At 43.4% G+C, this 12,875-nt stretch carries 13 protein-coding genes; 4 read left to right on the forward strand and 9 right to left on the reverse strand.

Features of this window, described 5'->3' with window-relative positions:
• Positions 1-97: 97 nt before the first annotated feature.
• Complete coding sequence (locus OIU26_RS15315; protein ID WP_264217303.1) at positions 98-1,165, reverse strand: LacI family DNA-binding transcriptional regulator; 1,068 nt, start codon at positions 1,163-1,165, stop codon at positions 98-100.
• Positions 1,166-1,444: 279 nt separating this feature from the next.
• Here OIU26_RS15315 and OIU26_RS15320 point away from each other — a divergent pair, with 279 nt between their 5' ends.
• Positions 1,445-3,136, forward strand: coding sequence for an ABC transporter substrate-binding protein (locus tag OIU26_RS15320; RefSeq protein WP_264217304.1), 1,692 nt, complete (start codon positions 1,445-1,447; stop codon positions 3,134-3,136).
• A 63-nt stretch (positions 3,137-3,199) separates the two neighbouring features.
• Here the strand turns inward: OIU26_RS15320 and OIU26_RS15325 are convergent, their stop codons facing one another.
• Genes OIU26_RS15325 through OIU26_RS15335 form a run of 3 tightly spaced genes read right to left on the reverse strand, consistent with a single transcriptional unit; the run spans position 3,200 to position 5,408 of the window.
• Positions 3,200-4,423: an MFS transporter gene (locus OIU26_RS15325; protein WP_264217305.1), complete on the reverse strand. Its 1,224-nt coding sequence runs from the start codon at positions 4,421-4,423 to the stop codon at positions 3,200-3,202.
• A 2-nt stretch (positions 4,424-4,425) separates the two neighbouring features.
• Positions 4,426-4,986: a GNAT family N-acetyltransferase gene (locus tag OIU26_RS15330; RefSeq protein ID WP_264217306.1), complete on the reverse strand. Its 561-nt coding sequence runs from the start codon at positions 4,984-4,986 to the stop codon at positions 4,426-4,428.
• Positions 4,987-5,042: 56 nt separating this feature from the next.
• A complete protein-coding gene (locus tag OIU26_RS15335; protein ID WP_264217400.1) occupies positions 5,043-5,408 on the reverse strand; it encodes a DUF2500 domain-containing protein in 366 nt (121 codons plus the stop codon).
• A 408-nt stretch (positions 5,409-5,816) separates the two neighbouring features.
• On the opposite strand from OIU26_RS15335, the gene nrdI reads away from it, so the two are divergent.
• From nrdI to nrdF, 3 genes are all read left to right on the forward strand, one after another.
• Positions 5,817-6,176 carry a class Ib ribonucleoside-diphosphate reductase assembly flavoprotein NrdI gene (gene nrdI, locus OIU26_RS15340; RefSeq protein WP_013370560.1) on the forward strand — a complete coding sequence of 120 codons (360 nt, stop codon included), beginning with the start codon at positions 5,817-5,819 and terminating at the stop codon, positions 6,174-6,176.
• Positions 6,163-8,247: a class 1b ribonucleoside-diphosphate reductase subunit alpha gene (gene nrdE, locus OIU26_RS15345; protein WP_013370559.1), complete on the forward strand. Its 2,085-nt coding sequence runs from the start codon at positions 6,163-6,165 to the stop codon at positions 8,245-8,247. The genes nrdI and nrdE overlap by 14 nt, the downstream gene beginning before the upstream one ends.
• A gap of 217 nt (positions 8,248-8,464) precedes the next feature.
• Complete coding sequence (gene nrdF / locus OIU26_RS15350) at positions 8,465-9,430, forward strand: class 1b ribonucleoside-diphosphate reductase subunit beta (RefSeq protein ID WP_013370558.1); 966 nt, start codon at positions 8,465-8,467, stop codon at positions 9,428-9,430.
• A gap of 174 nt (positions 9,431-9,604) precedes the next feature.
• On the opposite strand, the gene OIU26_RS15355 is transcribed toward nrdF, so the two are convergent.
• The 5 genes from OIU26_RS15355 to OIU26_RS15375 all read right to left on the reverse strand — a co-directional run bounded on the left by OIU26_RS15355 (position 9,605) and on the right by OIU26_RS15375 (position 12,848).
• Positions 9,605-10,840, reverse strand: a complete 1,236-nt coding sequence (locus tag OIU26_RS15355; protein ID WP_264217307.1) for an MFS transporter — start codon at positions 10,838-10,840, stop codon at positions 9,605-9,607.
• 143 nt (positions 10,841-10,983) lie between these two features.
• The gene (locus tag OIU26_RS15360) at positions 10,984-11,457 is read right to left on the reverse strand and encodes a MarR family transcriptional regulator (protein WP_013370556.1); all 474 of its coding nucleotides are present in this window, start codon (positions 11,455-11,457) and stop codon (positions 10,984-10,986) included.
• 232 nt (positions 11,458-11,689) lie between these two features.
• On the reverse strand, positions 11,690-12,115 hold the full coding sequence (locus OIU26_RS15365; protein WP_264217308.1) for a VOC family protein: 426 nt from the start codon (positions 12,113-12,115) through the stop codon (positions 11,690-11,692).
• A 92-nt stretch (positions 12,116-12,207) separates the two neighbouring features.
• Positions 12,208-12,417 carry a hypothetical protein gene (locus OIU26_RS15370; protein WP_264217309.1) on the reverse strand — a complete coding sequence of 70 codons (210 nt, stop codon included), beginning with the start codon at positions 12,415-12,417 and terminating at the stop codon, positions 12,208-12,210.
• Entirely contained in the window at positions 12,399-12,848 is a 450-nt protein-coding gene (locus tag OIU26_RS15375; RefSeq protein WP_264217310.1) for a hypothetical protein, read from the reverse strand. The genes OIU26_RS15370 and OIU26_RS15375 overlap by 19 nt, the downstream gene beginning before the upstream one ends.
• Between the last annotated feature and the right edge of the window lie 27 nt (positions 12,849-12,875).

A 12,875-nucleotide genomic window follows, 5' to 3' on the forward strand; every position in this document is an offset into this window, starting at 1 on the left:
AAAACACAAAATAAAAGTCGCCCTTTACCCCTAAACAGGCTAAAAGCGACTTCCCTCGTCTTCACTGTGGATCGAATTCATCCCACATATCCGGACATCAACTATATTTGATTGTGCTAAAGGGACGATCACGATCATCATTTTCCTGGCTGATCCGTGGCGCGTGAACTTCCCGTACGAGTAGATCAGCGTGTAGCAACTTTTTTTCCACAGGCGAGTTTGGGTTCATGATGCGCCATAATAATTGGTCTACCGCCCGCATCCCCAACAGTTCCTTATCCACTCTCACCGTGGCATAAATCGGCATTTGATCATTCGTATCGTCAAACCCAGTTACCCCGCATCGCCTCGGCACGTCAATCCCCTTTCCTTTCAGCACTTCCACGACTTGCGAAGCAGTCACATCATTAGCGCAAACAAAAACCTCTGGCAACTCATCCTCGGGCAACTTGTCCATTTCCTCAGCAAGCGCCTGCGCTCCCCCATAAATAAGGGCTTTGTTTTGCCGTAATTCTACTCCGCTCATTTCCAGTGTGGACCGAAAAGCTTCCCAACGTTCATAGAAACTGTGAGCATCGTCAATATGACCCACAAATTGAAAGTGATCATACCCCTTGCATAGCAAATCCTTCATTAATTCATTCATGCATGTGCGATTATCCGTAAACACCGCATCACTTAAAAATGCAGAATCCCAATGATCCACCATGACAACCGGAATACCCATTCGATAAATGTTCAGCAATAACGTAGTTGAAATCGTTCCTACAGTGATAATCCCTTTAATGGCCTCTGGGTTCAGTAAAGAAAACATATCGTCCGTTGAAGGCTCCGTTAGCGTGATCATATCCAATCCCCTGCGGTTCAGACGCTCGGAAATCCCTTCAAATATAGGTCCCCAGTACTTGGACTCCCGATTCTGGTGTCGAATATTCGGAAATAACACCAGCACCGTACCCGACCATTCTCTGGCATCTGTGTCCCGAGGCTCTACCCCAGTCATTTTGGGATGACTGCGAAAATAGCCCATCTGGGCAGCAAGCTTAACCAGCAGCGCCCTTGTCTCTTCACTTACACCGGGTTTGCCTGACAGTGCACGCGAAACAGCAAACTTTGAAACGCCCGCCGCATCCGCAATTTCCTGTAATGTTACTTTTCCACGCATCTCCTCACCCAACCCTATTCAAAATCTTTTTCTACCTTAGTCTTCTAAATATACAGGTATGCCTATAAACTGGTACCATCGTAGCATACTTTGTTTTAGATCATCAAACGATGGATTTGCACAAATCCACACCTTTCATTTAAATATGTTTGCTTAATAAAAAACAAAACACATAACAAATAAACATAAATAACTTGACGTAAGGTTCTTTATTTCCTACAATTTACTATTGAAAGCACTTACATTGTGTAAATCATACTTATTAAGGGGGATTTGCAGATGTTCACGAACAGGTCGGTACAACAATGCTCTATCCTGCTCCTGGCTTTGCTGCTGCTTGTTACAACGGGCTGCGCGAATGGCAAAGGCGGTACGGCAGAAAAGGAAGACCCCGATGACACCAGTCCCATTACATTTACGTTCTTTGGCGGTGACTCAAGCTCCAACTGGAACAACATGAAGGACGCTGTCGGGCAGGAAATAACCAAGAAAACGGGTGTTACACTCAATGCCGAACATGCTGTCAACGGTCGAGGCGAGGAAAAGTTTGCTTTAATGGCTGCTAGCGGAGAGTACCCTGATCTCGTGTACCCCAAAGGAGACATTGGAAAGCTGGTCGATGCCGGAGCACTCATTGACTTAACCGACCTGATTGATAAATACGGTCCTAACATTAAGAAAGTGTATGGAGATTATTTTAACCGTATTAAATATAGTAGTGAAGATCCCGCCATTTACACTATTCCGACCAATCTGGGCGTAGATCACATCGCGTTTGATGCACAAGCAGGCTTCGAAATCCAGCATCAGGCCCTTAAGAAGCTCGGATACCCCAAAATTCGCACCGTTCAAGATTTTGAAAAAGCACTTAAAGATTATGTCGCCAAATACCCTACTACTAATGGCCAGCCCACCATTCCCTTATCGCTCGATGCCGAGGACTGGAAAATGCAGATTACTGTGACAAACCCGGCAGTTACGGCTACAGGTGGACCAGACGATGGCGAATATTATATTGATCCTAAAACACACAAAGCCATTCTTCACTACAAACGCCCAGAAGAGCGAGAGTATTTCCGTTGGTTAAACCATATGTACAATGAAGGTCTGTTGGATAAGGATACTTTTGTACAAAAAAGTGATCAGTACAAATCCAAAATCGCTGCAGGTCGTGTCATTGGACTGATTGATCAGGAATGGAACTACCAGGATGCCGAAAATGCGCTCAAGGCAGCAGGTAAGGATGAATACACCTACTCCCACTTTCCAGTCACTTTAAATGAGCAATACGAGGATCATTCCCTCCAGCCCATTGGGTTCGATACTGCGTCCGGGATCGGCATCACAACTTCATGCAAAAACCCGGTGCGAGCGATCAAGTTTCTGGACTTCCTGGCCTCGGACGAAGGACAAATTTTACGTAATTGGGGAATTGAAGGCCAGCATTACAATGTAGAGAATGGCAAACGAGTCATTCCTGCGGCTGTGCAAGAACGCAAAAACAAAGATAATGCTTCTTTTAGCAGAGAATCAGGTATCGGTTTGTATTGGATATGGGGACCACATTACGGCGATAGCGTTAAGGACCCTACTGGCAACTATTACACAACCAATTATCCGGAGATGATTACCGAAAATTATAGTCAAGCGGAAAAAGAATCCCTTCAGGCATATAAAGCCCGGACATGGAAAGACCTGTTCCCGAACGAGAAGGATTTTCCGGTAAAAGAGTGGGGAGCCGCCTACAACATGCCTGTTCCGACCAATACAAATTACAATGTTATTTATCAAAAGTCGCAGGACATTGTACGCAAACGGATTCCTGAGGCCGTACTCGCCAAGCCAGATCAATTCGATGCCGTGTATGACCGCATGCTCCAAGAGCTGGATCAGGCGGGTGTACCAAAGGCTGAAGAAATCTTCACTGGCCTGATCCAAAATCGTCTGAAGTTATGGTACGGGGAGAAGTAAAGTCTGATTGCTAATGAAGGTGCATAGGGGCTGACAGCTAGAACCTGTTTAGCCCTTTTTGCACTAAACATTCTGCTTTGTTGCTTTTTCTTTCCAGGAACTATTTTTCCTTGACCCCCGATGGACATAAAGCAACAAAAAGATTGGGATCAATGCGATCCCGCCACACAGCACCCAAGATATCTGAATAGGTGTTTGATCTGAAGCAAGATTGGTAAAATTACGGCTTACGATGCCTGTCACGATTAAACCTATACACATGCCTAGTTGGGAAATGGCAGAATCCAGAGATAGCAGTGTTGAACGATACTCATTAGAGATCCTTTTGTTCAGAAAAATTTGTTTGGCAACCGGATACATCCCTCGCCCAATTTCATAGATTAAAAAGGTAAGCAGTACAGGATAAAACGTGTTGAAAGCACCCGCTAAAATGAGCCATATCCCAATCATCCCGCAAGCATACATGAGTATATGTACATCACTATAACGGGCGCCTAGCTTTCGAACCAGATAGCTTCCCAAAGTCATACATAGTGAATAACCTGCCTTGATCAATCCCATAATCCAAATCCCTTGTTCAGAAAGACCGACCAGACGTGGCTGTTGAAATGTATTCCCCGCCGGGTTTGAAAAGCTGATAAATAAACCAATGATAAACACAATCCAGATCGACTTATTTTCAAAACCGATACGGACACTTTCCCTGATAATCGTTTTAATGTGAGTAGTTGATGCTTTTCGATGGGGAATATTCTTCTCACCCATATAAAAGCAGCATAGAAATATACACAGGATAATTGATACAATGCTGGCTGCCCAGGGAAGTGAATAGTTAAAAGTTGCGAGGAAGGCCCCCAACAGACCGCAAATAAATCCCAAAATGTACTGTATACTGTTAGCGGTTGTAAAAAGAACTTCCATCGGCTTATCGCTGTTTTCCACAACCCAGGATTCCAACGAGCCTGATTGCAAACATATTGCCAGACCCCCAAAGACTTGTGCGAACACAAGCAGCCACATGAGATCTGCCCAAACGAACAACATACTGTAGACTAGAAAACAACAAAGCCCCATAACAATAGAAATCTTTCTTCCATATTTGTCTGCAATAGCTCCTGTTGGTATTTCAAACAGAAAAATACTTACAAAGAATACAACCAGCAAGAAATTTGCACTTTGCAGAGAAAGTCCTTTAGCTAATAGAAATAGGATGAGCGTAGTCCCCGTGACTTCACTCATAAAAAATTGCAGAAAGCTGACGGAGTAAAATAGCTTATGCGGCTGCACTTTCAGGATTCCTTCGCTTGCTCTACAGCCTCATATTCACTTCGCAACATTCCCATCTGAATAATGTCATAGTACTGTCCTTCCCTGAATAGCTTTTCCCGTAGCCGCCCTTCCTCCTTGAAGCCACATGCCAGATAGCAACGATATGCACGTTCATTGAACGCATACACCTCCAGTTCCAGCCGATGCAGGTTCAGCGAATGAAACGCAAATTTTTGTATCAGCCGGATTGCTTCCCACCCATAGCCCTTGCCCAGGTCACCGTCACGCCCGATTACAATCCCAAGGGTGGCATGCCGATTCACCCAGTTGATTTTGAATAAATCGAGTTGTCCAATATAGTCCAATGTGTCTTTATGAGCAATGATAAAGCCCTTGATCTCAGAGTTGCCGTCAATCATCATCTGTACAAACGATTCACTATTAGCCAGTGAATGCGGATAGATAAATACGTCGCTTAAACCATGTGTGATTTCCGGGTCATTGACCCATCTTCGGATATCAGGTATATCCTCCTGACGGTACTCTCTTAAAACAATTCGTGCTCCAATGATATGTGGCATCGTCATCTTCCTCCTAGTATGTATTTTCGGGTAGTACACTAGCTTTCCGGTTAATCTTACGCTTCCACTACTCTTACAAACTCCAAAAATCGTGTACCTTTATAATGAACCTTCCCGCGATCTCCGATCACAATCATTCCAAAATCCGAACCCTTTACCTTCAGCTCCTTACGTTCACCTCCTTCAAACTCAAAGGTGATATAGTAATCGGTCGAAGCTGAAAAATCGCCCGATCCCCCACGCACTCTCGTTCGCTTATCCACAACCTTGCATGAACGTTGAACCTGTTCGGCTGCTTGATTGGAAAGGCCCGCTCCGATTGTTTTCACAATCCCCGTAATAATTACAATAGCAATAAGTCCAAACACGATAAAAAAGATCATATTAAACGATTGAAATTCCATAAAAAAACCACTTTCCATCCACTTCATCCTTTCTACAGTAAAATGAAAATTTTCCAATCTATTTCCCATTGACAAATGGTACATCCTCAGCCTCAAAAACTCCAATACTTTTTTAACATACTTACGAAAAAAAAGTTCTTTCGCTCTTTTCCGCACCCTGCTTGGACTTACACCGGATCTAGGTCCTCTGAGCCTCTCTAGACCGATTGACAAAACTATATATAGATATAAAATAGAGAATGTACTCTAAATATAGTGTAAAAAACGTATTTATGCCCGATATCTTGAAGATAAAGGTATGAAAATACATGTAAATATAGAGTCAAAAATCTTAAATGGCGCAGCCAGCAAGGGATTACAGCTATGATGGGTCTCTTGGCAATGCCGTTTTCTTTTTTTCGTTAATTGTTAAGGAGGTTGCACACCATGCTGATTGCTTATGATTCCAAGACCGGCAATGTAAAAAGATTTATAAACAAGCTCAAGCTTCCGGCAGTTCAGATTGAGGAACAAATGACTATAGAAGAACCTTACGTACTCATTACATATACAACCGGGTTTGGACAGATACCTGAGAGGGTATCTTCATTTTTGAAAAAAAATGCACAAAACCTTGTTGGTGTAGCTGCAAGTGGCAACCGTAACTGGGGTGATAAATTTGCCAAAAGTGCGGATTTGATTGCCGACCATTATAATGTCCCCGTGATTAGCAAATTTGAATTATCTGGAACGTTCGGAGATGTAGAGCGTTTTAAACAGGAGGTGAGCCGAGTTGCGGCATATTGAATTGAACAACATGTTGATGAAACGCGATACAGACGGCTTTTTCCAATTGGAAAAGGACCAAGAGGCCGTAGCAGAATTTATGAAGGAAGTTCAAGAACGGAGTTTGAAGTTTGCTGACACAGCTGCTCAAGTGCTGTATATGATTGAGAATGATTATTACGAAAATTTCTATAACAGCTATACGGCTGATGAAATTAACGATATTTTCCATATCACTCATAGCTATAATTTTAAATTTCCTTCCTATATGGCAGCATCCAAGTTTTATACCGATTATGCAATGAAGAGTAATGACCGTAAAGTCTATCTGGAACACTACCCTGACCGGGTGGCTGCTGTGGCCCTGCATTTGGGACGCGGCAACGCCGATACGGCCCGCCTGTTGTCCCGCTCGATGATGGAGCAACGTCTTCAGCCAGCTACACCAACCTTCCTGAACGCTGGCAAAAGCCGCCGTGGGGAATTGGTGTCCTGCTTCTTGCTCGAAATGGACGACTCTTTGAACTCAATCAACTATGTATTGAACACTTGCATGCAATTGTCCAAAATTGGCGGCGGTGTCGCGGTTAACCTGTCGAAGCTGCGGTCACGCGGTGAGGCGATTAAAGGTGTAGAAGGCGCAGCAAAAGGCATTATGCCTGTGCTGAAGCTGATGGAAGATGGTTTCTCCTACGCGGATCAAATGGGTCAACGTAAAGGCTCTGGCGCTGCCTATTACAACATATTCGGATGGGACGTGCTGGAGTTCCTGGATAGTAAAAAAATTAATGCCGATGAAAGAGTACGCCTTAAGACACTTTCGATCGGATTGCTGGTGCCCAACCGCTTTTACAAGCTGGCTCAAGATAATGAACCGCTGCATGTGTTTGCACCTTATAGTGTGTTCAAGGCTTATGGAACGCATTTGGACGACATGGATCTGGATGAAATGTACGATACACTGCTCGCTGACGATCGAGTGAAGAAAAAAATAGCAATGAGCGCACGTGATATGCTGACGAAAATTGCCATGATTCAGTTGGAGTCTGGCTATCCATATATTATGAATAAGAGTAACGCAAATCAGGCGCATGCTCTTAAAAACGTGGGCCAAATCAAAATGTCAAACCTGTGCACGGAAATCTTCCAGCTACAGGAAACTTCTGAGATTGCCGATTATGGACAACAGGATATTATTCGCCGGGATGTAAGCTGTAACCTGGCTTCCCTGAACATTGTAAATGTGATGGAGCACGGCAAAATCCGCGAGTCCGTTCACGAGGGTATGATTGCTCTCACTTCGGTCAGCGATATGACCCAAGTAGCTAATGCACCAGGTGTTGCGAAAGCGAACCGTGAAATGCATTCCGTTGGTCTGGGTGTCATGAATCTGCACGGCTACCTTGCCAAGAACAAGATTGCATATGAAAGCAATGAAGCGAAGGATTTTGTCCGTACCTTCTTCATGACGATGAACTATCATTCCATCGAAAAGAGTATGGAAATCGCAAAAGCAGCCGGACAAAGCTTTTATGGATTTGAGGAATCGGATTATGCGACAGGTGTATATTTTGACCGATATCTGAACACAGATTATCGTCCGACAACGGCACGTGTGCAAGAACTGTTCAAGGATATTTATATTCCGACTCAAGCAGACTGGGACACACTTAAAGCAGACGTCATGAAGAACGGTCTGTATCACGCCTACCGTATGGCGATTGCTCCCACTGCCAGCATTTCGTATATTCAAAATGCAACGTCCAGCGTTATGCCGATTGTCGAACAGATTGAAACTCGTACCTATGCGAATTCGACAACTTACTATCCAATGCCGTATTTGCAAAAGGATAATGTATTCTTTTACAAATCCGCTTATCAAATGGATCAATTCAAAGTGCTTGATCTGATTGCTGAAATCCAGCCTCACGTGGACCAAGGAATTTCGACTGTGCTTCATGTGAACAGTGACGTGACTACGCGTCAGTTAGCACGTTGCTATCTGTACGCCGCACATAAAGGACTTAAATCGTTATACTACACACGTACCAAAAAACTGTCTGTGGAAGAGTGCCTCACTTGCTCCATCTAATGCATATATGGTAACAAGCTATAAAATAAAATTAGATTTTGAATAGATATGAATGCTTGGCATTAGAAGCTGTATCCAGCGCGTGGTTCAGACCTTTACAGGATTGGACAAAGCCCTCACGGATACAGCTTCCGTATGTCAAGCATACGATGACTCTCCGGTAACATCTCACGTGTGTTTCTAGGGAATCTCGCAAGCTGAAGGGAGAATGCTAACAATGACAGGTATACAAGCCGTAAACTGGAACCGCTCGGACGATGATTTCACACTGATGTTCTGGAATCAGAATATTATGCAATTTTGGACGGATGATGAAATTCCGCTGTCTGACGATAAAATGTCCTGGGTAACCCTCAGTGATATCGAAAAAGAAGCCTACATGAAGGTGCTGGGCGGCTTGACTCTGCTAGACACCATTCAAGGCGGTGTGGGCATGCCGCAAATTATGGAGCATGTAGACGGACTGCAACGCAAAGCGGTATTAAGCTTTATGGCGATGATGGAGCAAATTCATGCCAAATCGTACAGTAGCATCTTTACCACCCTGGCTTCCACGGAAGAAATTGACGGTGTATTCCGCTGGGTGGAAGAAAATCCCCATCTCCAAACCAAAGCAGAAACCATTCGTCAGTATTATATGAACATTCATACACCGAAAGACCTGTATCTCGCGATGGCTGCGTCGGTGCTATTAGAAAGCTATTTGTTTTATAGCGGCTTCTTCTACCCTCTCTATCTGGCGGGTCAGGGCAAGCTGACATGCAGCGGGGAAATTATCGATCTGATCCTGCGGGACGAAAGTATACACGGTGTCTACGTAGGTGTATTGGCACAGGAGATTTATGCAGAACTGGACGAGGAAGAACAACGCGATCTCTATCAGACGCTGGTAGGCTTGCTGCGCTACTTGCATAATAATGAAGAACAGTATACCGAGCAAATTTATGCCCCTATTGGACTTGTAGACGATGTTAAAGTCTTCTTGCGCTATAACGCCAACAAGGCCATGATGAACCTGGGCTTTGATCCACTTTTTGAAGAAGAAGAAGTCAATCCCATTGTATTCAACGGCATCAGTACCCACACCAAGCAGCACGATTTCTTTTCTAAAAAAGGAAACGGCTATGTTCGGGCGATGAATGTAGAACCGCTGACAGATGATGATTTTAACTTTGGCGTATAAGTACACATACGTAAAATGAATTTAGCAAGGCGATACTATAAAGAGCCATCCACATGCGGATGGCTCAGACTGTAAACAATAGGGTTTCAGAACTTATTCCTAAGTTCTGAAACCCTATTATTTTCTTAAAACTACCTGCTATGCAGGTGGTTCCGGAAAGCTTCGAGCGGTAGTTTACATATTCGCATGCGTTCTCTTATATAAAACTGGTATGGCCACCGCTATAAGAATCATACCCATAAAAGCGGGTGCGGCATGACCAAATGATACATAGATTTGACCTCCAATGATAGGTCCAATCATTCTTGCTAAAGCCTGAATAGATTGACTACCTCCTTGAATCCTTCCTTGTTCACTAGAATTGACAGACTTGGAGAGCATCCCATTAAATGAAGGTCCAAAGATCGAATCGCCAAAACCAAATATAAACATTCCAGCGATAATAAGTGGATAGAATGAGAACAAAGCAGATAGCGCAATGAGACCATAGCCTATAATCTCCGAGACCATTCCCAGAATTGCTATCTGTTTATCACTAAGTTTTATCAAGAGCTTTGGCATGATGAAACCTTGTGAAATGATATCTTGGAATCCCATAATCGAAAACATAAGTCCGATTAATGCAGGCTTCCAACCGAAGGTATCCATTGTAAATTGTGAAAAAACTGCCTGTAAAGATCCGTTGGGTATCCAGAGTAAGAACGCTGAGACAAGTAGCCTTTTCAAGTTTTTCATGGAAAGTACGTTTGCAAGCTGTGTATATGGATTCAGTTTTACAAAGGTGATCTCTTTCAGTCTATGTTTCTTGTCAAGGCTCTCCGGCATAAAAAAGAATCCATAAACAACATTCAATAAAGTGATTATTGCTCCAAAATACATGGGTACAGAATAACCAAACTTGGCAAGTAATCCTCCTAGGGTTGGGCCAATGACCGTGCCGACACCTACAACCGCACTCACCCATCCAAAGTATTTAGTTCTCTGTTCTGGAGGAATGATGTCTGCAAAATATGCGAAGATCGTGCTTATGCTCCCACCTGTTATACCTTCCATGATGCGTCCAGCAAATAGTACCCATACAGCTCCTCCTATACCAAAAACTAAGTACCCGATTACGGAACCCAAAAGGCATATTAAGAGCAATGGACGACGACCATATTTGTCGCTCAAAGCTCCAAGTACGGGAGCCGCAAAAAACACGCAAAATGCATAAACAGAGGTCAGTAGCGTAACAACTATGGCTTGTTCTTCCGGACTGCTTGTATAAGGCTGCACTAAGAATGGGACGACAGGTGTTATGATACTGAAGCCTATTCCGCAAAGAAACACAGAGATAAGGCCGAATATTAAAGCGTGTTTATCTACGGTTTGTTCTGTGGTCTGTTCATTATGTGATCTAAATTTGAACACTCCAATTCTCCCCTCAAAAGTCGCGATTTTTCTTCCCAGGAAACAAAATTATCGTATCATACTTTCCCTTCCCAGGAAACAAAAAAGCAGTCCGTTCTCAATAGAGCCCGGCTGCCTATGGTTTGATTTTCATTATTCAAATTTTATTTCGACTTAATATCGTTACCCTTTTTCTTTATTTCTGCATCCAAATGCCTGCTATACTTATCTATGAAGCTAAGCATACTGTCAAATTGCTCATCAGTTACCTGCTCAAATACGGCTTTATCCCGCTCTTGAAACTCTTTGTGCAGTTCCTCATGGATTTTATAGATTACTTTCCCTTGCTCAGTAAGCCTAAAATAGATTTCTTTTTTGTTATCCGGCTTCTGGTAGCTTTCGATAAGGCCTTTTTTTATGAGCTTTTTAGTTATTTTACTTATGGCACCGCTAGTCATATAAAGGGACTCCGCAAGTGTTGTCACGTTGGAATCTACATTTTTTTCAATATATTCCATGCAATGTACTTCAGAAGACTTATAACCCTTAAGACTGTCTTCCATCTTATCCTTATTGAGCCAAACCATCTTGTTATATAAGTCCCTGAAACCCATTATGACCTGTTCTTCTTTGTTCATGGACTGTCCTCCCACCCGTTGGTGCATTAACAACATAATATAATATATTTCTATTTCCATTTCAACAATAATAAAAATATTTATTATTTTAGGAATTGAGCTATACGTGAAAAAAGAGAGCCGAACACTCCCCATGCTTTATGTATGTATACGTATTTACCAAACGTGGGCATGCATGCAAAAAAAAACGGCCAGATCGCTAAAGTAGCAAAATCAGGCCGTTTTCTATTTACTACGATCGAGCTTCTGTGAACATTTGAAAGGTGACACCAAACTTGTCTGTTACATTCCCATAAGCTGGACTAAAATGGGTTTCCTGCAAAGGCATTCCCACCTGTCCTCCTTGCTGTAAAGCATCAAACATTTTTTTAGCTTGCTCCACACTATCGGTTGTAATACAGATACTCACTTGATTCCCGCTGCTAAACGGTGAGCCGGGAAAGGTATCAGAAAACATGAGCTCTGTCTCACCTACTTTAAGGGTAGCATGTCCCACACGTTCCTTGACCTCTGCGGGAATGGGAAGATCGGGGTTTTCCGGCATTTCCCCAAAGGTTTGAATAAAAAGCAGTTGGGCATCCAATACCTCTTCATAAAATTCGATTGCTTCTCGTGCATTTCCATCCAGCGTGATGTAAGGAATCAAACGTTTGGACATCTTCAACACAGCTCCTTTAATTCGAGGTGATTAACCCAGCCATTTCTCCTGTATTATATACAAAACTTGTCAAGAAAAACAAATCTGCATTCTTAGCTTTCATGCACCTGAATGCCAAGCTGTTTTAGCTCCTTTACCACTTCCGTAACGTTACGCTGTGGATGAAGCGCAGAGACCATCTGGGCAGTGATCGGAACGCCGTTGAAAATCTGGCTTACCACCCCTAGAGAAATCGGCAGCTCATAGTAACTTTCAGCCCAATCCTGATATTCCTCCGGTGTAACTATAATTTTCCCCAGCAAAAGGATGAGCCATCGTCATATCCCTCAGGAAAGTTCGCGTTGCCCATACGCCACTCCTTATCTCCCGCTTCCCTCCACATACAAAAGGTAACGTCCTCTTTCTCCAGCGCTTCATCTTCCAAAAGCTCCATCATATCATCAGGCACACCGTCGTACATGCCCGGCCAGACCTCATATTCGTCTCTTGCATGAGGACTTACAGGGGATTCGTGGTCAAAACCCTTCAACAACACACCTCCACGCGTCCATAGCATATGAATCGTATCTCCAGCGCCGTTGTTCACCTCACCCAGACACACATCACCAGACCATTCAGACTGCATACGATACGTGCGTAACCAATCTTCCGGAGACAATATAATATCCAGCGCTGACAGCAGCATCATTCTCTCTTTTAAACCATTCGGCGTTACCTGTGCATCAAGCATCATATCTTCATCATTCCTCCACCTTGTCCA

The sequence above is a fragment of the Paenibacillus sp. BT-177 genome, assembly GCF_025846815.2.
GTDB lineage: Bacteria > Bacillota > Bacilli > Paenibacillales > Paenibacillaceae > Paenibacillus > Paenibacillus polymyxa_C.